The organism is Pseudoxanthomonas sp. 3HH-4 (assembly GCF_006716465.1).
Taxonomy (GTDB): Bacteria; Pseudomonadota; Gammaproteobacteria; order Xanthomonadales; family Xanthomonadaceae; genus Pseudoxanthomonas_A.
In genome coordinates this window covers 168,286-191,425 of sequence record NZ_VFPB01000002.1, presented here as the reverse complement: position 1 = coordinate 191,425, position 23,140 = coordinate 168,286, and the positions used below count along the sequence as shown (strand labels likewise).

Below are 23,140 nucleotides of genomic sequence, written 5' to 3'. Positions count from 1 at the left end.
ACCGGCTCAGCGGATTAGTATAGGCGGCGACCCGGCCCAGGGCAATCATCCTGGCAGCCGTGCGACCCACCTGCATGGAACCGCCGCTATTACGCCGCTCACTGCTCTGCGAACCATTCCCCGCGACCAGCACACCATCTCGCGCAAGGACATCAGCCCGAATGCGCTGCGCGTGCTCTACCGCTTGCGGGATGCCGGCTTCCAGGCCTACCTGGTCGGCGGCGCAGTGCGTGACCTGCTCGTGGGTGGCCACCCCAAGGATTTCGACGTGGCCACCGATGCCACGCCGGAACAGGTGCGCCAGCAGTTCCGCAATTGCCGCCTGATCGGGCGCCGCTTCCGCCTGGCGCACGTGGTGTTCGGTCGCGAGATCATCGAAGTCGCCACCTTCCGCGCCAACGTCGACGATGGCAGTGGCGACCGCGAGATGGACAATGGCCGCCTCGTCCGCGACAACGTGTACGGCACCGTGGAAGACGATGCGGTGCGCCGCGACTTCACCGCCAACGCGTTGTACTACGCCATCGACGACTTTTCCGTGCGCGACTACGTGGGCGGCTTCGAAGACGTGATGGCGCGTCGCCTGAAGCTGATCGGCGAACCGGAACTCCGCTACCAGGAAGACCCGGTGCGCATGCTGCGTGCGGTCAGGCTGGCGGCGAAGCTCGATTTCGAGATCGAAGCGGCCACCGCCGAACCCATCGGCCGGCTGGCACCGCTGCTTTCGGAAGCCGCGCCCGCCCGCCTGTTCGAGGAAATCCTGAAGCTGTTCCTGTCCGGCCATGCGGTCGCCAGTTTCGAAGGGCTTGAGCGCTTCGGTTTGCTGAAGGTGCTCCTCCCCGAGACCGCTGCGGCGCTGGCGTCCAACCGCAGCGGCGCATTGCGCCGGATGGTGATGGCCGGGCTGACTGGAACCGACCAGCGCGTCGCCAACGACGAACCCGTATCGCCGGCTTTCCTGTTCGCGTTGCTGCTCTGGCCGGCGTACTGCCGTGCCCTGATGGGGCTGCAGGCCCAAGGCGTGCACGCCGAAGAAGCCCAGCGACGCGCCGCCGACCGCGTCACGCTGCACCAGTTGAATACCGTGGCGTTGCCGCGCCGCTTCTCGTTGCCGATGCAGGAAATCTGGTTGCTGCAGACCCGCTTCGGCAACCGCCAGCGCAAGCGCGTGACGCGGCTGCTGTCGCATCCGCGTTTCCGTGCGGCGTTCGACTTCCTGGCGTTGAGGCTCGCGGCATCGCCCGAACAACACGCCGAGGACGTCGCGTTCTGGCGTGATGCACAGACGCAATCCGGCGAAGAGCTCGCGGCTACGCTCGGCGTCGCGGTGCCGGGCGATTCCTTCGGTGAAGAAGGTGCGCCGGCATCCAAGCGTCGTCGCCGTCGCCGTTCCCGCAGCACGGCTTCGTCGCCCGAATGAAGACAATGGTCCAGGCCTGCATCGGCCTGGGAGCCAATCTCGGCGATGCCGCAGGCACGTTGCGACAGGCCGTGATCGCGCTCGGGCAACGCGAAGAGGTCACGGTGCGGCGGATGTCGCGTTGTTACCGAACGCCCGCGTGGGGCAGGGAAGACCAGCCTGACTTCATCAATGCGGCCGTGCTGCTGGAGACGAGCCTGTCGCCGCGCGCGCTGCTCGATCTGCTGCTGGCGGTGGAAGCGGACTTCGGCCGTCATCGGATCGATGGCGAACGCTGGGGCCCGCGCACGCTGGACCTGGATCTGCTGCTCTACGGTGATGCGGTGATCGACGAACCGGGACTGCGCGTGCCTCACCCGCACCTGCACGAGCGTGCGTTCGCGCTGGTTCCGTTGCTGGAGGTCATGCCGGATGCCCGTATCCCGGGTTACGGCGAGGCGCGGGACGCTGTGTCCGTGCTGGAAATGTCCAACATCCATCCCTTATGAGTGGATAATGCGGGGCTATGAGCACGCACGCAGACAGCAAGCCCTGGACCGTTCCCGCCCTCGCCGACGCCAAGCGCGAGGGCCGCAGGCTGGTCATGCTGACGGCCTACGACAACAGTTTCGCCCGGGTCATGGATGCCAATGGCATCGACCTGGTGCTGATCGGTGATTCGCTGGGCATGGTGGTGCAGGGCCACGACTCCACGCTGCCGGTGACGGTGGACGACATCGCCTACCACACCCGCGTTGTGGCGCGTGGATTGACCCGCGCGCTGCTGGTGTCTGACCTGCCGTTCCAGTCCGATGCCACGCCCGAGCGTGCGCTCGACGCCGCGACTGCATTGCTGCAGGCGGGCGCCGAGATGGTCAAGCTGGAAGGCGCGGGGCACAAGCTCGACGTCATCCGTTTCCTGGTCGAGCGCGACATTCCGGTCTGCGCGCACCTGGGCCTGACGCCACAGTCGGTGTTGAAGTTCGGTGGTTATCGCGTACAGGGTCGCGGTGAAGCGGCCGCCGCGCAGCTGCGCGACGATGCGCGTGCCGTGGCGGAGGCAGGGGCGCAGATGCTGGTGCTTGAATGCGTGCCGTCGTCGCTGGCCGCCGCGATCACGGCCGACATCGCCATTCCCACCATCGGCATCGGCGCCGGCCCCGGCTGCGACGGGCAGGTGCTGGTGCTGCACGATTTCCTCGGCCTCGATACGGGACACCGGCGACCGAAGTTCGTCAAGGACTTCCTTGCCGAAGGCGGTTCAGTCGCGGGCGCGGTGCGCGCCTATGCCGACGCGGTGCGCAGCGGGGCGTTCCCCGACGACGCCCATTCCTACTGACCGCGCTGCGCGCAACGACACGCCACAGGGGCCACGATGATCGAGACCATTACCCAGCTTGACGCATTGCGTGCACGCGTCAGGGAATGGAAGCAGCAGGGCTTGCGTGTCGGTTTCGTGCCCACGATGGGCAACCTGCATGCGGGGCACTACTCGCTGGTGATGCTGGCCCGCCAGTACGCCGACCGCGTGGTGTCCAGTGTGTTCGTCAATCCGACCCAGTTCGGACCCAACGAGGACTTCACCCGGTACCCGCGCACGCCCGAAGCGGACATGAGCGGGCTCGAAGGCGCCGGCTGCGATGTCCTGTGGCTGCCGACGGTCGAGTCGATGTATCCGTTCGGGGTCGAACTGGCGGCCAAGGTGCACGTGCCCGGCGTCAGCAGCGTGCTGGAAGGCGCGCACCGGCCCGGCCACTTCGACGGGGTATGCACGGTGGTCAGTCGCCTGTTCAACCAGGTGCTGCCCGACGTCGCCGCCTTCGGCAAGAAGGATTACCAGCAACTGGCGGTGATCCGGCAGATGGTCACCGACCTCGCATTCCCCGTGCAGGTCCTGGCGGGCAGCATCGTGCGCGAGGCCGATGGCCTGGCGATGAGTTCGCGCAACCAGTACCTGTCCGCGGACGAGCGGCCGCGTGCCGCAGAAATCCGCAGGACCCTGATCGCAATGCGTGAAGGTCTGCTGGCCGGGCATTCACGTGCGCAGGTCGAGGCCGACGCCGCGCGGCACCTTGCCGGCGTGGGCTATGCGGTCGACTACACGGTGGTCCGCCGTCACGACCTGAGCGAGCCGCAGGATGGCGAACAGGGCGCGAAGGTCGCGCTGATCGCAGCGAAGCTGGGGCGTACGCGCCTGATCGACAATCTGGAGTTCTGACGGCGCAGGCGGTCCGGCGCCGTACGCGGTGTTGCACGGGTATGCACGCCATGGCGCGCACGAGCGGCTAAACTTCGCGTTCCCGTCCCCCTTGCCGCCGACATGCACCTCAGCCTGCTCAAGACCAAGATCCACCGCGCCACCGTCACCCATTCCGAGCTGAACTACGAAGGCTCCATCGCCATCGATGGTCTGCTGCTGGACGCGACCGGCATCCGGGAATTCGAGCAGGTGCATATCTGGGACGTGACCAACGGCGCCCGCTTCTCGACGTACGCGATCCGCGCCGACGAGGGCAGCGGCATCATCTCGCTCAATGGCGGCGCCGCGCGCCACGTGCAGGTGGGAGACCTGGTGATCATCGCCGCGTTCGCCTCGATGAGCGAAGAGGAAGCCGACCGGTTCCAGCCCGCGCTCGTCTACGTGGACGGCCAGAACCGCATCACCCACACCAACCGCAGCATCCCCAAGCAGGCTGCCTGACATGACCACCGGTTTCGATGCGCTGCAGTCCCACGCCACGCGCCTGCGTGGGGGCCCACTGGGTGAGTTGCTGGCGCGCGAGCCCGATCGCGTTGCACAGCACGCCGTGCGCAATGGGCCGCTGTACTTCAACTTCGCGCGCCAGTCCTATGATGCGCCGGCATGGCAGGCGCTGCTCGAGCAGGCGCGTGCCGCCGACCTGGTCGGTGCGTTCCGGCGCCTGTTCGACGGTGAGAAGGTCAATGTCACCGAAGGCCGCGCGGCACTGCATACCGCCTTGCGCGGGCAGCACACCGATGCGGTCGTCGCACGCGAGGCGCATGCGTCGGCAGTGGATGTCCGGCAGCGCATGGCGGCGCTGATCTCGCAGCTGGAAGGCAGCGACGTGACCGACATCGTCAGCGTCGGCATAGGCGGTTCCGATCTGGGGCCGCGTCTGGTAGCCGATGCCCTGCGTGACCCATTGCCGGGCCGTTTCCGCGTGCACTTCCTGTCCAATGTGGACGGGGCAGCCGCGCAGCGTACGCTGGCTCCGCTGGACCCGGCACGCACCGCGGCGGTGCTGATTTCCAAGACATTCGGTACGCAGGAAACGCTGCTCAACGGCACCATCCTGCGCGACTGGCTGGGCGGCAGCGAACGGCTCTACGCCGTCAGCGCGAATCCCGAGCGTGCGGCGGCGGCATTCGACATCGCTGCCGAACGCGTGCTGCCGATGTGGGACTGGGTCGGCGGGCGCTATTCGCTGTGGTCGGCGGTCGGTCTGCCGATCGCGCTGGCGATCGGTTTCCCTCGTTTCGAGCAACTGCTTGAAGGCGCGTCATCGTTCGATGCACACGTCATCGGCACCCCGCTGGCCGACAACATCGCGGTGCGCCATGCGTTGACGGCCGTGTGGAACAGGAACGTCCTCGGCCATGCGGCGCAGGGCGTGATGACCTACGACCAACGCCTGGCGCTGCTGCCGGCCTACCTGCAGCAGCTGGTGATGGAAAGCCTGGGCAAGTCGGTCAAGCTGGACGGCAGCCCGGTAGGCGTCGATACGGTGCCCGTGTGGTGGGGTGGCGCAGGCACGGACGTGCAGCACAGCTTCTTCCAGGCCTTGCACCAGGGCACGGGCATCGTGCCGCTGGATTTCGTCGGCACGGTCAACAGCGACGCGCCTTACGCGGAGAACCACCGCGCGCTGCTGTCCAACCTGCTGGCGCAGAGCGAGGCGCTCGCCAATGGCCAGCACAGCGATGATCCGCACCGCAGCTATGCCGGTGGCCGTCCGAGTACGCTGATCCTGCTGGATGCGCTGACGCCCCAGTCGCTGGGCGCATTGATCGCCATGTACGAGCACAGCGTGTACGCGCAGTCGGTGTTGTGGGGCATCAATGCCTTCGACCAGTTCGGCGTGGAACTCGGCAAACAACTGGCCAACGGTTTGCTGCCGGCGCTCAAGGGCGAAACCGAGGTGAAGGATCCGATGACCCGGGCGCTGCTGGCCGAGATCGCTGCGCGCGGCTGAAGGCGCTGCACATCGCCGCGTCCATTCTGTAGGAGCGACGTGAGTCGCGGCCGCACGAATGAAGCGCCATCGACGACGGATCACACGGATCGCAGAGGATGCGGCCCCGCACGAACGAGCTTCCGTGTCCGTTCGCATGATGCATGCCCCGCGTTCGCTTCACCCGTGCGGTCGCGGCTCGTGTCGCTCCTACAGGGAGCGGTGCCTGTGCAGGGCCCATGCCACGTGTTCACGCACGAGCGGGGACGGGTCCTCACGCCGGCTTTCCAACGCGGCGAGTACGTCGGGCGTCGCCGGCGCATTGCCCAGTGCCACCGCGATGTTGCGCAGCCAGCGCTCATGCCCGCTGCGCCGGATCGCCGAGCCCTCCGTGCGGCGCAGGAATTCATCGCCATCCCACGCGAAGAGCTGGGGGAGCGTGGCCACGTCCAGATCGTTGCGTGCGCGGAAGTCGGGTTCGTCGGTACGCTTGGCGAACTTGTTCCACGGACACACCAGCTGGCAGTCGTCGCAGCCGAAGATGCGGTTGCCGATGGCAGGCCGCAGGTCTTCCGGAATCGCGCCGTCGTGCTCGATGGTGAGGTAGGAAATGCAGCGGCGCGCATCGAGCCGGTACGGCGCGGTGATCGCCTGTGTGGGGCACACGTCGATGCAGCGCGTGCAGGTGCCACAGTGCGCGGACGCGGGCGCGTCGACCGGCAACGCCAGGTCGACGTAGATTTCGCCCAGAAAGAACCACGAGCCGCCGTCCCTGTCGATCAGGCAGGTGTGCTTGCCGATCCAGCCCAGGCCCGCATTGCGCGCCAATGCGCGCTCCAGCACCGGTGCCGAATCCACGAACACCCGATGGCCGAACGCGCCGACTTCCTGCTGCAGGCGTTCGGCCAGCTTCTGCAGGCGGTTGCGCATCAGCTTGTGGTAATCGCGGCCCAGCGCATAACGCGCGACATAGGCGCGCGTGCCATCCTGCAGCGTGTCCCAGGCGTCGTCGCTGTCGTTCCGGCCATAGTCGAGTCCCACGGAAATGACGCGCAACGTCCCGGGAATCAGTTCCTGTGGCCGTGCGCGCTTGTCGCCGTGGTGCGCCATCCACGCCATCGAGCCATACAGGCCCTGCGCCAGCCAGTCGCGCAGGTGTTGTTCGTCGTCGCCGAGTTCGATGCCGGCGATGCCGCAGCGCTGGAAGCCGAATTCGCGCGCAAGTGCACGTACACGGAGCGCCAGCGTGTGCGGGTCTGGTGCGGATGTCGTCGGGCCGGGCGGGAACATGCGGGAATTATAGGTGGCTGGGCCGTATTCACTTCCCCGCAACCCCGGCCAGTCCTAGAATCCGGCCATGTCCGGCACCTTGCCCCTCTATTCCACGTTCGCCGCGCGGGCATTGGACGAGCGCGCCACGCGTGCGCTGGGGGAGGATCCCTACGTGCTGATGCAGCGCGCCGGGCAGGCGGCCTGGCAGCACCTGTTGCTGCACTGGCCGGAGGCCCAGCGCATCGTCGTGGTGTGCGGCCCGGGCAGCAACGGCGGCGATGGCTACGTGTTTGCACGGCACGCACATCGCGCGGGCCGGCGCGTCGAAGTGGTGCACCTTCCCGCACATGTGCCGGGCAATGCCGTCGCCCAGCGTGCCTGCACCGACTACGTGGCGGCCGGCGGGCACGTAACGCTGTTCGATGGCGATTTGCCGAAGGGCGACATCGTGATCGATGCGCTGTTCGGCATCGGACTTTCGCGCGCACCGGATGCAGACTTGCAGTCCGTGATCGAAGCGATCAACATGCAGGCGGCGCCGGTGTTCGCGCTGGACGTGCCCAGTGGTGTGGACGCCGACCGAGGCAGCGCTCCCGGCGTCGCGGTGGTGGCGACGCGTACCTTGCAGTTCATCGCGCGACATGCGGGCCTGCATACAGGGGATGCGCTGGAGTACACGGGCGCGCTAGCGCTGGACGATCTTGGCCTGCCTCCTGACACGCACGGTGGCGTGCAGGCGCAATCGTCGCTGTTGCAGCAGGAAGCGCTGGCACGCTGGTTGCTGCCACGCCGTCGCAATACGCACAAGGGAGAGTCCGGCCACGTGCTATGCATCGGCGGAGATGAAGGCAGCGGCGGCGCGGTCGCCTTGTGCGCGGAAGCCGCGCTGCGTGCAGGCGCTGGTCTGGTGAGCGTGGCGACACGCGCGTTGCATGTCGCGGCATTGCTGTCGCGCAGACCGGAGGCGATGGTGCGGGCGGCAGAGTCGACGAGCGACCTGGTGCCGCTGCTGGTGCGCTCGGATGTTGTCGCCATCGGGCCTGGACTTGGGCAGCACGATTGGGGGCGCGCGCTGTTCCAGAAGGCCGTGCGCAGTGCGAAACCCCTGGTACTCGATGCGGACGCACTCAATCTGCTGGCCGACATGCCGCAATCACTGGAAGACGCAATCCTGACGCCGCATCCGGGCGAAGCCGCGAGATTGCTCGGTTGCACGACGGCGGACGTGCAGCGGGATCGATTCGGTGCTGCGGCGGCCATCGCGCAACGCCATGCATCCGTCGTGGTGCTGAAGGGCGCAGGCACCATCGTTGCCGCGCCCGACCAGGTACCGCGTGTGATCGATGCAGGCAATCCCGGCATGGCGGTGGGCGGGATGGGCGATGTGCTCACGGGCATCATCGCGGCATTGCGTGCGCAGGGCCTGTCCGCGTTCGATGCGGCGAGTGCCGGTGCGTTGCTGCATGCACTGGCGGGTGATGCAGCGGCGTGGGATGGCGAACGCGGCCTGCTGCCCGCGGATCTGTTTCCCCACGTACGGCGCTTGGCGAATCCCTGACGCGCACGCAAGCGAGTCGCCCGACGTTGGCAACCCCGTAGAATCCGGACATGCACATCCTTCTCGCCGACAGCGACGCCACCGAAGCGTTGGGCCAAGCGCTGGCCCGCACCCGTCCGCAAACTGCCGTAGTGCACCTGCAGGGAGACCTGGGCGCGGGCAAATCGACTTTGGCGCGTGCCCTGCTGCGCGCGCTGGGGGTGACCGGCGCGATCCGCAGCCCGACCTATACGCTGGTGGAGCGCTACCCTCTGGAAAGTGGCGAAGCCTGGCATCTGGATCTCTACCGCATCGGCGATGCCGGTGAACTCGAATTCCTGGGCCTGGATGAAGGCGCTGCGGTGCTCTGGCTGGTGGAATGGCCCGAGCGTGGCATTGCGGCGCTGCCGCAGGCAGACCTGAAGGTGCTGCTGGACGTGGAGGGGGAGGGGCGCTCGGCGCGCCTTGTCGCGTCGTCCGAGGCCGGGGAGCAGTGGCTGTTCCGGCTGGCTGAAGCAAGGCAGTTGCATGCGCCATCTCTCCAGGCTGGTTAGGAACATCCGGCAGGTCACGGATTATTAAGGGAAAATTCCTTGCATTTGTGACTCGATGGTGCTTGAATCCGCGGCATGATCCCGGGGATGCCCACCACAACCGCCGCTGCGTTACGTCTTGCCCTTTCGGGCTTGCTGGCGTTGGCGCCTTGCGGGCTGCGCGCGGGTGAAGTCACCGCCGTCAGCCTGAGCCAGGGCAGCACCGGCACACGGGCGGAGATCCAGCTTGCGGGCGCCGGGCAGTACAAGACCCTGACGCTGAAAGCACCGGACCGGCTGGTTGTCGACCTGCCGGCCTCGAAAGCGAAGGCAGGCCTGCGTCTGCCCGTGCCTGCGGGCATCGTGCGTGCAGTCCGTACCGGCCAGCCCGATCCCACCACCCTGCGCATCGTGTTCGACCTGGCATCGCCGGTTGCCGCGATGAAGCCCCGCATGGAGCAGGCCGGTGGGACCTCGCGCCTGGTGATCGAATGGCCCGGCGATGGCGTGCCCGCACCCACGGCCCTGGCGCCCACGGCCCCGTCCACGCAGGCAACGACGGTACCGACCACGGTCGCGTCGACTGCCGCATCGACTGCCTCGCCGCAGGCTGATGCCGCCCGCGCCACCGCGTTGCTGACCGCGCAGGTGGTGCAGGCAGGGAGTGCACCCGCCGCAACCGTGCCGGCACCATCGGCACCCACGACGGTCGGGAGCGCCGCCACGACGCCCTCGCCGCAGGCCATCCTCAACGGCCAGTCGACGCCGCCCACCGCGCCGGCATCCACGGTGGGCGGCGAGCGTCCTGCCTATACCATCGCCACCGGTCAGCCGACCCCTGTACCTGGCTCGGCCGTCACGCCGGCGAGCGGAACCGTACCCGCATCGGAGGCTCCGAAGCCTTCCAGCAGCCTCATTGCCGGTACGCGACCGCTCGTTGTGGCCATCGATCCCGGTCACGGCGGCCAGGATCCGGGCGCGATCGGCCCCAGTGGCCGCTACGAGAAGCATGCAGTGCTGGCCATCTCCAAGGAACTGGCCCGGCAGATCAATGCCACGCCGGGCATGAGGGCCTATCTGGTCCGAGATACCGACGTCTATGTGGAACGCCCGCAACGTGCCCGCAAGGCGCGCGGTGCGAAAGCCGACATGTTCGTATCGATCCATGCGGATGCTGCGGAGAACCGTAGCGCCTGGGGCTCGTCCGTCTACGTGCTGTCGTTGCGCGGCGCGTCGTCGCAGCACGCGCGTTGGCTGGCCGACAAGGAAAACGCATCCGACCTGGTCGGCGGTGTGCGCCTGACCAAGGACACGCTGTCGAACGTGTTGCTGGATCTCGCCCAGAGCGGCCACATGAAAGCATCGCAGGACGCGGCAGGGCACGTGCTGACCTCGCTGAAGGGGTTGGGCAAGACCCACAAGCCGCAGATCGAGTTCGCCAATTTCGAAGTCCTGCGCAACTCCGACATGCCGGCGATGCTGGTGGAGACGGGTTTCATCTCCAATCCGGACGAGGAGAAGCGCCTGTTCGACCCGGCCCACCAGCGCAAGGTGGCAAGCGCCGTGCTGGAAGGCATCCAGTCCTACTTCACCCGCCAGCCGCCGCCGGGCACGTTGTTCGCCGCGCGCGCGCAGGCGGAAGCCGAGGCGCGTACCGTCGCCGCCGGTGGCGCTGCGGGCGCGCCCTGATCCCGCACGCGCTCGGCTATCATCACGTCTGATTCCCCGGGACGGCGCGTCAGCGCCGCCAGCACGTGCCGATCCGTCAGCTCCCCGATACCCTCATCAACCAGATCGCTGCCGGCGAAGTCGTCGAACGCCCCGCGTCCGTGGTCAAGGAACTGGTGGAGAACGCGCTCGATGCCGGCGCTCGCCGCGTCGACATCGACCTGGAAGAGGGCGGCGTCCGCCTGATCCGCATCCGCGACGACGGCGGCGGCATCGCGCCGGACGAACTGCCGTTGGCGGTGTCGCGCCACGCCACCAGCAAGATCGCTTCGCTCGACGACCTGGAAGCGGTGGCCACGCTCGGCTTCCGCGGTGAAGCCCTGCCGTCGATCGCCTCGGTCAGCCGCTTTGCCCTGACCTCGCGGCGCGCGCAGGACGAGCATGGCGCATCGCTGCAGGTGGAAGGCGGCAAGGTCGGTGAAGTGGCGCCCAAGCCGCACGGGGTCGGTACCACGGTGGAAGTGCGCGAACTGTTCTACAACGTGCCGGCGCGGCGCAAGTTCCTGCGTGCCGAACGCACCGAGATGGGCCACATCGAGGAGTGGTTGCGGTCGTTGGCGCTGGCGCGCCCCGACATCGAATTGCGGGTGTCGCACAACGGGCGTCCGTCGCGGCGATACAAGGCCGATGAACTGGAATCGCTTGCGCGATTGGGCGAGACGCTGGGCGAGGAGTTCGCGCGCAGCGCGCTGCGCGTGGACCATGCCGCCGCGGGCCTGCGCCTGCACGGCTGGATCGCGCAGCCCGGTTACTCACGGGCCAGCGCCGACCAGCAGTACGTGTACGTCAACGGACGTTCCGTGCGCGACCGCAACATCGCGCATGCGGTGAAGATGGCCTATCAGGATGTGCTGTTCCATGGCCGCCAGCCTGCGTACGTGCTGTTCCTGGAGCTCGATCCCACGCGCGTGGACGTGAACGTCCACCCCGCCAAGCATGAAGTCCGCTTCCGCGACACGCGATTGATCCACGACTTCGTCTACCGCACGCTGCATGAAGCCCTGGCGGAGACGCGGGCGGGCATGGTGCCGCAGGGCAGCGCTGCACCGCCGTTTGCGCCGCAATCCGCCACGTCCGTGCCTTCGGCGTGGATGCCCACGCAGCAGTCTCCGCTGGGACTCAACGTGGCCGAGGCGCCGGCGGCATACGCAGCGCTCTATGCGTCCGCGCCCGCGACGTCCCCGGACTCGCAGGCGATGTATTCCCCGTCATCCACGCCGATGATGCCGGCGAACGACGCGGAAGGCATTCCTCCACTGGGCTTTGCCATCGCGCAGTTGCATGGCATCTATATCCTGGCGGAGAACGCCGACGGGCTGATCGTCGTGGACATGCACGCTGCCCACGAACGCATCGGCTACGAAAAACTGAAGGGCGCGCACGACAGCATCGGCCTGCGGACCCAGCCGCTGCTCGTGCCGCTGGTGCTGGCGGTGGCCGAGCGTGAGGCGGACGTGGCCGAGCGCGAGGCCTCCACGCTCGCTGCGCTGGGGTTCGATGTCACCCGCAGCGGTCCGCAGTCGCTGAGCGTGCGCAGCATCCCGGCCCTGCTGTCCAATGCCGAGCCGGAGGCATTGCTGCGCGACGTGCTGGCGGACCTGCGCGAGCATGGCGAAAGCCGGCGCGTCGCCGCCGCCCGCGACGAACTGCTGGCGACGATGGCCTGCCACGGCGCCGTGCGTGCCAACCGGCGCCTCACGCTGCCTGAAATGAATGCACTGCTGCGCGAGATGGAAATCACCGAGCGCTCCGGGCAATGCAACCATGGCCGTCCGACCTGGACGCGCTTTTCGTTGAGCGAGATCGACCGCTGGTTCCTGCGAGGACGCTGAAATGGGGAAGAACACGGGATGGCTGGGGATGGCCATGCTGCTGGGCCTGCTGGCCGCGTGTGGGGGTGATGGCGGGAAGGGCGCGACGACCGGCAAGGTCGTGGATGCCGGCTTCCTGGCCGACAACACCGCCTGGCGCGAGCAGCGGAAGAATGAGCTCGTGGCACCGGACGGCTGGACCAGCCTCGTCGGCCTGCACTGGATCGAACTGAAATCGCACTTCCTCGGCAGCGGACCGGCCAGTGGCATCAAGCTCGCCGTGGGCCCGGCGAAGATGGGCATGTTGACCCAGCAGGAAGGCCGCATCTTCTTCACGCCCGAGCGCGGCGGCGACCTGACGTTCGACGGCGAACCGCTGAAGGGACGCGTGGAATTGCAGAGTGATCGCGATCCTTCGCCAAGCACCGTCGGATTCGATGAAGGCAAGGGCACGCTGTCGGTCATCGAACGCGGAGGACGGCACGCCTTGCGCGTGAAGCATGCCGATGCCGAGTCGCGTACGCAGTTCGTGGGACTGGACTACTGGCCTATCCAGGAAGCCTGGCGCGTGGAGGGGCGCTACATCGCGCACCCGCCGGGCAAGACGTTGACCATCGTGGACGTGATCGGCGTGACCAACGAGTCACCGAATCCCGGCGCGGTCGAATTCGAACGCGACGGCAAGACGTTCCGGCTCGAAGCCCTGGGTCCGCCGCAGGGGCCGTTGTTCTTCGTGCTGGCCGACCGCACCAGTGGGCACGGCAGCTATCCTGCGGGTCGTTTCCTCGATGCGGACGGACCCAGCAACGGCAAGGTGGTGCTGGACTTCAACCGCGCCTACAACCCGCCGTGCGCGTTCACGCCGTACGCCACCTGTCCGCTGCCACCGGCGGAGAACCGGCTCGACCTGCTGGTCGATGCGGGTGAAAAGGCATATGCAAAGCCCATCAAAGTGCTCTGAAAGGAAGGATCCGATGCTGTTGCGCCAATCGCTGAAAACCCTCGTGCTGATCGGGCTGCTGGGCAGCGCGTCCGTGCTGGCGGCAGACGCCCCCAAGGCGACGGGAGCGCCCGTACCGCTGCTGTGGAAGGTGTCCGACAAGGACAACGCGGTTTACCTGCTCGGCTCGTTCCACCTGCTGCGGACCAGCGACTATCCCCTCTCCGCCGACGTCGACGCCGCATTCGCCGATGCCGAGCGACTGTTGTTCGAACTGTCGCCCGAGGAAATGCAATCCCCGGCGCTGCCGCAGTTGATGATGCAGGCGGCCATGCGCACCGATGGCAAGACGCTCCAGCAGGACCTGGACGCGGTGACATGGTCCCGGCTTGACGCGTGGGCCGGCAAGAACGGTGTGCCGCTGGCGACCTTCAATGGTTTCGAGCCTTGGTTCGTCGGCCTCACCATCAGCATCGTCGAGATGACCAAGCAGGGATTGGATCCGAAGCTGGGCCTGGACAACCACTTCATGGACAAGGCCAAGGTCGCCGGCAAGCCGACGGGCGGGTTGGAGCGGGCGCGGGAACAGATCGGCGTGCTGGACGGCATGGACGCCAGCGAGCAGCGCCAGTTCATCACCGAGGCGCTGGAACAGGCCGACAAGGGGTCGGCGGAAACCGAGCGACTGCACCAGGCCTGGCGTCGCGGCGATGCAGAAGGCCTCTGGGCCGGCATGGCAGCCGACATGAAGCGCCAGTACCCGCGCCTGTACCAGCGCATCAATGTGGATCGCAACGACGCATGGGTGCCGAAGATCCGGCAGATCCTCACCCAGCCCGGAGATGACGATGCACTGGTCGTCGTCGGCGCCTTGCATCTGTTGGGCAAGGACGGCGTGGTGGAGAAACTGAAGGCGCAGGGGTATGCGGTCGAGCGCGTGTGCTCGGCATGCGCGAACGGCGGTCGTTGACCGGCCTGGAACTCAGGGCGCCTGGACCGGCTCCATCACGATGCAGTCCACCGGGCACGCAGGCACGCAGAGTTCGCAGCCGGTGCACAGCGGATCGATCACCACGTGCATGTGTTTGGCGCCGCCGATGATGGCATCCACGGGACAGGCCTGGATGCACTTCGTGCAGCCGATGCAGTCGGCCTCGACCACCACCGCGACGATGGCCGGCTTGTGGGTGCCGCGCGTGCGGTCGTAGGGCAGCGGCGGTACTTCCAGTACCCTGGCGAGAGCCCGCGCGCCCTCATCGCCGCCGGGCGGGCAATGGTCAACGCCGGTGTCGCCACGCGCCATTGCCTGCGCATAAGGCAGGCAACCGTCGTAACCGCATTGGCCGCATTGGGTCTGCGGCAACAGGCGGTCCAGTCGTTCGACCAGATCGGCGTTCATCGCCGAGGTGCGACCGCGCGGATCAGCGCACCGGCATGCCGGGCAGGGCGCCGGCATCCGCATCCAGCAGCGCCAGTGCGCCACCATCGAAGCCGGCCGACAGGATCATGCCCTCGCTGACACCGAAGCGCATCTTGCGCGGGGCGAGATTGGCGATGAACACCACGTTGCGACCCACCAGCTTCTCCGGCTCGCCGTAGCTGGTGCGGATGCCTGAGAAGATCTGTCGCTGGCCCAGGTCGCCCGCGTCCAGCAGGAAGCGCAGCAGCTTGTCGGAACCGTCGACGAAGCCGCATTCCAGCACCTTGCCGATGCGCAGGTCGAGCTTGGTGAAATCTTCGATCCCGATGACGCTCGCGCCGTCCTTGGGTTCCGCCGTTGTCACGGGTTTCGTTTCCGTCTTCTTCTCCGCTACGGCAGGTGCGGGTGCGGCGAGGGTGTCCTTGGAGGCGTCGGTCATGGCGTCGATCAGTTTCGGGTCGATACGGGTGAACAGCGGCGAGTAGGGCTGGATGGTGTGGCCCAGCAGCGGCGCAGCCACATCGCCCCACAGCATCACCGGCGCGCTCAGGAAGGCTTCCGCCTCCGCCGCCGTGCGCGGCAGGACGGGTTTCAGCGCGGCGGCCAGGATGCGGAACAGGTTCAGGCCTTGCGTGCAGACGGCCTGCAGGTCCGCGTTGGCCCCCTCCTGCTTGGCGATCACCCAGGGCTTCTTTTCGTCGATGTACTTGTTGGCTTCGTCGGCCAGCGCCATGGTCAGGCGCAGCGCGGTGGCGGGTTCGTTGCGTTCATAGGCCTCGGTGATGGGGCCGAGCGCGTCGACGAAGCGCTGGTACATCGCCGGATCGGGCAGCACATCCGCCAGCACCCCTTCAGAGCGCTTGTCGATGAAGCCGGCGCAGCGACTGGCCAGGTTGACGAACTTGCCCACCAGGTCCGCGTTCACGCGTGCGATGAAGTCGCCCAGGTTCAGATCGAGATCATCCACGCCCCCCGAGGACTTGGCGGCGTAGTAGTAGCGCAGCGCCTCAGGCTCCAGGCCGACATCCAGGTAGGTGCGCGCCATGATGAAAGTACCGCGCGACTTGGACATCTTCGCGCCATCCACGGTCAGGTAGCCGTTGACGTGCAGGCGCGTGGGCGCGCGCAGGCCGACGCCATGCAGCACGGCAGGCCAGAACAGGCCATGGAAATTGACGATGTCCTTGCCGATGAAGTGGTGCAGTTCGGCGTCCGTGCCGGCCTTCAGGTATGGGTCGAAGTCCATGCCCAGGCGCGCGCACAGCGTGCGGAAGCTGCTCAGGTAGCCGATCGGGGCATCCAGCCACACGTAGAAATACTTGCCGGGTGCGCCGGGGATCTCGAAGCCGAAGTAGGGCGCGTCGCGCGAGATGTCCCAGGCGCGCAGGCCGCCCTCCGCATCCAGCCATTCGCGTAGCTTGGCCTTGACGCCGGGCAGTGCCACGTCGCCTGCCAACCATTCCCGCAGGAACGCCTCGAAGCGGCCGACCTCGAAGAAGTAATGTTCGGAGTCGCGGATCTCGGGCGTGGCGCCCGACAGCACCGACTTCGGTTCCTTCAATTCGGTCGGTGCGTAGGTGGCCCCGCACACTTCGCAGTTGTCGCCATACTGGTCGGCGGATCCGCAGTTCGGGCAGATGCCCTTGATGTAACGGTCCGGCAGGAACATGCCCTTGGCCGGGTCGTAGAACTGCGCGACGCTGCGGCGCGCGATGTGGCCACCGGCCTCCAGGCGCCTGTAGAAGGCTTCCGTGAGCTCGCGGTTGGCGACCGAATTGGTGGAGTCGTAGTGGTCGAACGCCACGCCGAAGGCGGCGAAGTCGCGTTCGTGCCCGGCCTGGATGCCGGCGATGAAGGCTTCGGGTGTGACGCCCGCCTTCTCGGCAGCCAGCATGATCGGCGTTCCGTGGGTGTCATCGGCACACACGAAGAACACCGTGTCGCCGCGCATGCGCCGTGCCCGCACCCAGATGTCGCCCTGGATGTAGCCCACCAGGTGACCGAGGTGCAGCGGTCCGTTGGCATAGGGCAGGGCGTTGGTGACGAGGGCGGTGCGGCTCATGACGGACTTCGCGACGGGGGGCCGCGATTATCGCATGGACCGAACGGCACCCTTTCCGCCCCTGCAATGCAGCGGGCCCGGCAATGACCGGGCCCGCGGGAACTCAATACAAGCGTTTACTGGCGGATCCAGGTCTGCGACTTGCAGATGAAGGCGATGCAGCCCGACACCTCCAGCTTCTTGCCGCCGTCGATCAGTTCCATCTTCGACTTGTACACCTTGCCTTCGTCGGGCTTCAGGATCGTGCCGCCGCTCCATTCATTAGCACCATCGGCCTTCATGCCGCGGATGATCTCCATGCCGGTGATCGGCTTGTTCTTGCGATCGTCCTTGCACTTGTCGCAGACCGGGTTCGGCTTGCTCGGATTGAGCAGCTCGATGATCCGGCCGCTCAGCGTACCGTTGGCGGCACGGGTGATTTCCACGATGGACTTGGGCTTGCCGGTATCGCTGTCGATGGTCTTCCAGCGCCCGGTCGCATCGGCAGCGGCGGCCGACAGCGACAGGCCAAGCAACGGAACGGCCAGGCAGGCGGCCAACAGGGTCTTGCGCATGTTCCCCTCCCAGGGATGTCGGTCAGGCCCGCTGACGAGGGCCGGCGGGATGGCCTCTTTATACCGCATCCGGTGGGGTATGGAAGGCAACAAAAAAGAAACCCGGCACATGACCGGGTTTCGTTCAGAGAAGGAAGCGAGGACGGATCAGAGCCCGCCGCCGCCACAATCCTTGGTCAGGTAGTCGTCGATCACGCGCAATTGGTCGCCCATGATGTTACGTGTCCAGGCAGGACCATGCGCATAGTCCTTGATCTCGTGATACACGACGGGCCTACCTGCCGCTTTCGCCTTGTTCACGAACCACTCGGACTGCTCGATCGGCACGATCTGGTCGCGGTCGCCGTGGTAGACCATCAACGGAATCTGGATCTGATCCGCTTTGGTCAGCGGGCTGAGACCTTCGACGGTGGGCGCCTGTGCTTGCCGGAAGAATGGATTGGTGTAGTAGCGCGACCAGATCCGCTTGATGTCCGACACGCCCGCGCCAGCGATCGCGCACTTGTAGAGGCCGTTAGGGCGCACGGCTGCAGCAAAGCTGGAATAACCGCCGTAGGAGAATCCGAACATGGCGATATGGCCCGGCCTAGCGATCTTCTGCTCGATCAGCCATTTCGCACCATCGTCCTTGTCATCCTGCATCTTTTGGCCCCATTCGGCATCACCCGCCATCCACAGCTTGCGTCCCCAGTCGGCGGAACCACGAAACTGCGGTTGCAGCACCGCCATGCAGCGCGACACCATCAGCGGCACCCACATGGAACCATCGAAATCCAAATTGTCGCGACCCCATGGGCCTCCATGGGGGTGGATGACGGCCTTCCAAGGGCCGACGCCGCACAGTTCGGTGTTGGGCGTGGTGAGGATGGCGGGGATGTCCAGACCATCGCGCGCCTTGTAGTAAACCATATTGCCCATACCGAGCGAGCGCGCGTCAATCTGCGGGAATGCCTTGGCGAGCAGGGAAAGCTGGCCGTTACGTGCCAAGTAATACTCCGGCGGACGCGCGGGTCCCGTCACCGCGATCAGCAGAGTCTTCATGTCGCGACTGCGGCTGATCAATCGGTAGTTCGCGTCGCTGTCGTACGCGATGTTGGCAGATTCGCCGGTGGCGGGATCGACCACGCGAAGAGGCTCCGGTTCGATCTTCAGTGCCTGGCGTAGTCCCTTGTCCAGCGCCTGCATGTAGCCTGAGGTCCAGACGATGTCGTCGCCACGCGGACCTGCATAACTGACGCCCATGATCTCGCCCTGAGCCAAGCCTTCGATACCGCGCTGCCGATTGACCAGCACGTTGCTGGCATCGAACATCTTGTTCTCGAACAGGATCTCCTTTCGCTTCCGTGCCGTGATGTCGTATTCGTATATCACTGCCTTGTCGCGACCGGTGTTGCTGAGCAGGAACGCGATGTTGGCGTCATCGGCGAAGCCGATGACCTGGTTGATGTCGCGATCCTTCACGTGCGAGCGGAAATGTTCTTCCCAGGCATCGGTCGCGACATTGCGGAACTCGGTCGAGATGTACGCGCCGGTCCCGTCGATATCGTTGCGCAGGCGCGCGCGCAATTCGCCGTTGGGGTCGGTGATGTACCCCGCCACCCGCTCCTCGGTCTTCTGGATACGGCGCGATGTGAAGTTACGCACGTTGACCTTGTACACATCGCCCGAATTGTTGCCTGAGCCGCTGATCACCAGGATGTGATCGGGATCGTTGGGGAGCGTGTCAAGGACGCTGGCGTTGGACAGTGCCTGTTCGAGTTCCTGCAAGCGGCTGGTTGCGCGCTCCTGCGGCAGCGGTTCTTTCCACTGCTTCCCCTCTATATCGGTGATGAAGAACTTGTTGACGAAAGTCTTGGTGACACGATCCACACGCAGGTCATACGGCTGCCATAGTGAGACGGCCAGCAGGCCGTCCTTGATGAACGACACCGATGAAAACTTCATCCTGTCGCTACCGATCCGGGTCGGGGGCTTGTCGAGCGCATCGGTCCGATAGACCACGATCACGCGATTCTCGCCGTTAGCCTCCAGACCCGCGATGCGCGAGCCGTCGGGAGACACGGTCAAGCTGGAAAGGGCAGGGAAGGCGGCAAGTTGATCGATGGTGGGCACTGCGGGCGATGCCGCGTGCGCGGGGTGCGCAAGCAGGGCCGCTGCACCGGCTGCAAGGGCAAGAACGACTGCTCTCATAGCGATTGGATTCCAGTGGATGGTGACGCCTAGATTAAACGGAAACTGACCAACATGCGCTATACGCGCGAACGGTTTTCGCCTAACCGACGAGCTTCAACTGTCGATGCGGCGGGTGCGGTCGACAGGGCTTTCCAGTGGGCAAAAAAAAACCGCCGCTCCGGAGAGCGGCGGTGGTGGTTCACACGTCGGGATGGATCAGAAGTCCTTGGTGAAATTCACGAAGAACGTGCGGCCAAAGTAATCGACACCGCTGTACAGGGGCGCATTGCCGATCATGTTGGTCGCACCGCTGGTGGAGATGCGCGGCGGTTCTTTGTCGGCGATGTTTCGGATGCCGCCGGTGATGGCCCAATCATCGCCGCTGTACTGCACGGAAGCGCTGTGCAGGAAATAGTGGTCGGTTTCCATCTGGTAGGTGTCGCGGTAGTCGGTGTCAAAGTACTTTTCGTAGTACTCGTAACCGTTGATTGCATCTACCCAATCCAACCCATAGCGCACGCGCCAGTTGCGCAGCTTGTACGACAGATTCAGTTGGCCGGTGAACTCCGGTGAATTCAGGCTGCCGGCGTAGTCACGCACCGGATCGGTCGGGAACGTCTGGCCCAACTGTTCCAGGTAATGCGAAACCATGGCTGTGGCGCGGAACTCGCCTTGGCCGATGTCACGCACGTAGCGTGCGGTGAAGTCCCAGCCGCGCACCTTGTCCGTGGCGACGTTGATGTAACCCGTCGTGACGTTCAGAGTGTTGTTGGCGTTGCGGACCACCAAGTTGCAGAAGCCAGTGCCGGCGTTGAAATCGGCCGGGGAGCTGCCATAGCACAGGTTCAGCACTTGCGCGCCGGAGGGTCGTGCGACGCCGTTGTTGACCTGGACGTCGTAGTAGTCGGCAGCGAACGAGAGGTCGCCGAACCACTCTGGGAACTCCGGCTGGATGATGACACCAGCCGTCAGCGCGGTGGAGGTTTCTGCGGACAAGCCGGTTTCAGCGCCGCCACGCGTCAGTACGGTGATGCTGTTGTTTTGCTGGAAGTTGTTCGGCAGGCCCAGCGAGGCGCAGTTGTCGCGAACATTGCCGGTCTTGCTCGCCCAGTTGTTGCAGGGATCACCCGAACTGGCAGTGAAGCCGCTTGTGGCGCCCAGGTACTGCTCGAACAGGGCAGGTGCACGGAACGACGTGCCGCGGGAGGCACGGAACGACAACCAGCTCACCGGCGTATACAGCATGCCGATCTTCCAAGTGGTGTCATCGCCGTAGGAGTCATAGTCGGTGTAACGACCTGACAGATTGACAGTCAGCTCTTCGGCGCCGGGCAGGCCCGACAGCAGCGGGAACTCGACTTCGGCGAAAGCTTCCTGCACGGAGTCCTTGCCGCGGGTCGGCTGCGACGCTGTGAAGCCGTAGAGGTTGTTGGCGACCGAGTTCGGGTCCGGAGTATCGTCAATTTCCGCGCGACGGTACTCCACGCCGAACGCACCGTTCACCGACCCGTAGGGCAGGTCGAACAGCGGGCCGTTCACGCCGAGATTGAAGGTCGATTCGGTGTAGACCGTATTGCCGTGGGTGACCTGCATGATGTAGTCGCGATAGGCCTGCGGCAGTTCGCCACGCAGCGTCGCGGCGGTGAGCATCGGGGCCGCGACGCAGCCGTCCGACGTGTCGCGGCAGACGAAGCCGCCGTTGCCATCCGACACCACGTCCAGCGACTTGGCGTAGCGGTCGGTCAAGCGGTTCTCGGTGTAGTAATCGGCTTCAGAACGCGCGTGGCTGAGGTAGGCGTCGTAGTTCCATTCCGCACCCAGGTTGCCACGCAGGCCGGTGGTGGCGCGGAAGAAGTCCACTTCCTGCCAGTTGTCGTACAGACCCCAGCCAACGAAGGCGCGTGCGGCGATCGGGCGGCCATTGGTGGAACCGTCGGCCGGCGCCGCGGCAAAAGCCGGCAGGAAGGAATAGGCGCCAAGTAACGGGTTGCCGGCTGCGTAGTCGATGGTGTGCTGCAGGTAGCCGGTCTGGCGCGATTCGCGACGCGTGGCCAGCAGTTCGAAATACAGCTCGGCGTCGCCCATCGCATTCAGATCAACGCCACCCTGCAGGAAGCCGGTGTAGTTGGTCGTCGGCGAAATCAGCGACTCCTGCTTCATGCGCGGGTCGTAGGTGTCGCGACCAAAATAGTCCACGCCCTCGAAACCCGGCAGATCGCCATCGGTGATGGAGGCATTGGGGCGCCAGCGGTTGAAGTAGTCGAAGCCGCCCAGCGATGGCAACACTTCAGGCGCGTAGGTGCCGTAGTAACCCAGATTGCCCAGGCCCGGGCGACCCAGCAGGTAAGCCGTGCCCAAGGTATTGATGGTCACGCCGCCCGCATCCAGACCCCAGCACTTGGGCTCACCGGTCACCGGATCGATATAGTCGTCGGCGCCGTAGCTGCCATCGGCCCGACGACCGTAGAGCGGAAGGGGGCACTTGCTAGCCCAGTCCTTGTCGCCGAGGGTCATCTCGGAGCGATCATAGATCTCGAACGAACCCGACACCCACCAGTTGTTGCCGGTCTTGCCCATCAGCGCCGACCAGCGGGTTTCGTCTCCGCCGCCATTTTGGGTGGCGTTGTGCTGGAACTCCACGGTGGCACCGTCGACCTTGGTCTTGGTGATGATGTTCACCACGCCGGCGACGGCGTCGGAGCCGTAGATCGACGACGCACCATCCTTCAGGATTTCGGTGCGGTCGACCATGATGTTCGGAAGCACGTTCAAGTCGGCCGAGCCGACAGAGCCACGCGAGCCCGCCGGCGCGATGCGGCGGCCATTCAGCAGCAGCAGGGTGCGGGTCGGACCGAGGCCGCGCAACGACAGCGTATTCGCGCCGGGCCCACCATCGGTGACATAGCCACCGAACGCGTTGTTGATCTGCTCGGAACCGCCGGTGACCGTATTGCTCTGCAAGACCGCGGCAGTGGAGTTGAAGCCAGCAAGGGTGGTTTCTTCACGCGTGATGAACTGCACCGGCGACACGGAGTTGAACGTGTCCTTGGCAATACGCGAACCGGTTACCGTCACGCTCTGGAGCGTGGTGGTGGCCTTGGGTGCAGTGGTTTCTTCCTTGGTTTCCGTGGTCTGCTCAGCGTTATTCGCCGTGTCTTGCGCATATGCCGCGCCTACGGGCAGCAGCAGCGCAGTGGCAAGTGCCAAAGATAGAGGGTTCTTGTGGGGCCTGTTCTTGAGGCGGCTGCTGGTTGGCATCGGGATCTCCATTGAAATCAGCGAGTTAACGGACTTTCAGGCTCGTGTTCTGAGCGCTGGTAGCCGACTCTAACACTAAATTCACGCTGAACACCACGATTCATTAACAATAATTTCCCAACTGGTGAACGTCCTCGATTGTGATGTGTGTCTCGTATGGCGCGCGCCTCGCGCACTGGAGGGCGCGCACCAGCGCGTTATAGACTCGTTCACATGAGCAATCGATCCAGTAGTTCCCCGGCCGCCCGACGGGCGGCTGCA

At 65.7% G+C, this 23,140-nt stretch carries 18 protein-coding genes; 12 read left to right on the top strand and 6 right to left on the bottom strand.

The window, feature by feature from the left end:
• Positions 1–19 precede the first annotated feature (19 nt).
• The 6 genes from pcnB to pgi all read left to right on the top strand — a co-directional run bounded on the left by pcnB (position 20) and on the right by pgi (position 5,613).
• Positions 20–1,420, top strand: coding sequence for a polynucleotide adenylyltransferase PcnB (gene pcnB / locus FB548_RS08250; protein ID WP_185742061.1), 1,401 nt, complete (start codon positions 20–22; stop codon positions 1,418–1,420).
• A gap of 5 nt (positions 1,421–1,425) precedes the next feature.
• Positions 1,426–1,908, top strand: coding sequence for a 2-amino-4-hydroxy-6-hydroxymethyldihydropteridine diphosphokinase (folK, locus tag FB548_RS08245; RefSeq protein WP_142124616.1), 483 nt, complete (start codon positions 1,426–1,428; stop codon positions 1,906–1,908).
• 17 nt (positions 1,909–1,925) lie between these two features.
• Complete coding sequence (gene panB / locus FB548_RS08240) at positions 1,926–2,738, top strand: 3-methyl-2-oxobutanoate hydroxymethyltransferase (RefSeq protein ID WP_142124302.1); 813 nt, start codon at positions 1,926–1,928, stop codon at positions 2,736–2,738.
• A 36-nt stretch (positions 2,739–2,774) separates the two neighbouring features.
• Positions 2,775–3,617: a pantoate--beta-alanine ligase gene (panC, locus tag FB548_RS08235; protein ID WP_142124301.1), complete on the top strand. Its 843-nt coding sequence runs from the start codon at positions 2,775–2,777 to the stop codon at positions 3,615–3,617.
• Positions 3,618–3,719: 102 nt separating this feature from the next.
• Entirely contained in the window at positions 3,720–4,100 is a 381-nt protein-coding gene (panD, locus tag FB548_RS08230) for an aspartate 1-decarboxylase (protein WP_142124300.1), read from the top strand.
• Position 4,101: 1 nt separating this feature from the next.
• On the top strand, positions 4,102–5,613 hold the full coding sequence (gene pgi / locus FB548_RS08225; protein ID WP_142124299.1) for a glucose-6-phosphate isomerase: 1,512 nt from the start codon (positions 4,102–4,104) through the stop codon (positions 5,611–5,613).
• 189 nt (positions 5,614–5,802) lie between these two features.
• Here the strand turns inward: pgi and queG are convergent, their stop codons facing one another.
• Complete coding sequence (queG, locus tag FB548_RS08220) at positions 5,803–6,882, bottom strand: tRNA epoxyqueuosine(34) reductase QueG (protein WP_142124298.1); 1,080 nt, start codon at positions 6,880–6,882, stop codon at positions 5,803–5,805.
• A 67-nt stretch (positions 6,883–6,949) separates the two neighbouring features.
• Here queG and FB548_RS08215 point away from each other — a divergent pair, with 67 nt between their 5' ends.
• The 6 genes from FB548_RS08215 (at position 6,950) to FB548_RS08190 (ending at position 14,383) form a co-directional block, all read left to right on the top strand.
• A complete protein-coding gene (locus FB548_RS08215; protein WP_142124297.1) occupies positions 6,950–8,422 on the top strand; it encodes an NAD(P)H-hydrate dehydratase in 1,473 nt (490 codons plus the stop codon).
• Positions 8,423–8,472: 50 nt separating this feature from the next.
• Positions 8,473–8,955 carry a tRNA (adenosine(37)-N6)-threonylcarbamoyltransferase complex ATPase subunit type 1 TsaE gene (gene tsaE / locus FB548_RS08210; RefSeq protein WP_142124296.1) on the top strand — a complete coding sequence of 161 codons (483 nt, stop codon included), beginning with the start codon at positions 8,473–8,475 and terminating at the stop codon, positions 8,953–8,955.
• A gap of 87 nt (positions 8,956–9,042) precedes the next feature.
• Positions 9,043–10,623, top strand: coding sequence for an N-acetylmuramoyl-L-alanine amidase (locus FB548_RS08205; protein ID WP_142124295.1), 1,581 nt, complete (start codon positions 9,043–9,045; stop codon positions 10,621–10,623).
• Between the two features lie 65 nt (positions 10,624–10,688).
• Positions 10,689–12,494: a DNA mismatch repair endonuclease MutL gene (gene mutL, locus FB548_RS08200; protein WP_142124294.1), complete on the top strand. Its 1,806-nt coding sequence runs from the start codon at positions 10,689–10,691 to the stop codon at positions 12,492–12,494.
• Between the two features lie 34 nt (positions 12,495–12,528).
• On the top strand, positions 12,529–13,434 hold the full coding sequence (locus FB548_RS08195) for a DUF1684 domain-containing protein (protein ID WP_225591056.1): 906 nt from the start codon (positions 12,529–12,531) through the stop codon (positions 13,432–13,434).
• Between the two features lie 13 nt (positions 13,435–13,447).
• Positions 13,448–14,383 (top strand): TraB/GumN family protein, encoded by a 936-nt coding sequence (locus FB548_RS08190; protein ID WP_142124293.1) that lies wholly within the window; start codon positions 13,448–13,450, stop codon positions 14,381–14,383.
• Positions 14,384–14,395: 12 nt separating this feature from the next.
• On the opposite strand, the gene rnfB is transcribed toward FB548_RS08190, so the two are convergent.
• The 5 genes from rnfB to FB548_RS08165 form a co-directional block, all read right to left on the bottom strand.
• The gene (gene rnfB, locus FB548_RS08185; protein ID WP_142124292.1) at positions 14,396–14,812 is read right to left on the bottom strand and encodes an Rnf electron transport complex subunit RnfB; all 417 of its coding nucleotides are present in this window, start codon (positions 14,810–14,812) and stop codon (positions 14,396–14,398) included.
• A 22-nt stretch (positions 14,813–14,834) separates the two neighbouring features.
• Complete coding sequence (gene metG, locus FB548_RS08180; RefSeq protein ID WP_142124291.1) at positions 14,835–16,895, bottom strand: methionine--tRNA ligase; 2,061 nt, start codon at positions 16,893–16,895, stop codon at positions 14,835–14,837.
• Between the two features lie 116 nt (positions 16,896–17,011).
• Positions 17,012–17,449, bottom strand: coding sequence for a DUF2147 domain-containing protein (locus tag FB548_RS08175; RefSeq protein WP_142124290.1), 438 nt, complete (start codon positions 17,447–17,449; stop codon positions 17,012–17,014).
• 147 nt (positions 17,450–17,596) lie between these two features.
• Positions 17,597–19,639: a prolyl oligopeptidase family serine peptidase gene (locus FB548_RS08170; RefSeq protein ID WP_142124289.1), complete on the bottom strand. Its 2,043-nt coding sequence runs from the start codon at positions 19,637–19,639 to the stop codon at positions 17,597–17,599.
• 198 nt (positions 19,640–19,837) lie between these two features.
• On the bottom strand, positions 19,838–22,879 hold the full coding sequence (locus FB548_RS08165) for a TonB-dependent receptor (protein ID WP_142124288.1): 3,042 nt from the start codon (positions 22,877–22,879) through the stop codon (positions 19,838–19,840).
• Between the last annotated feature and the right edge of the window lie 261 nt (positions 22,880–23,140).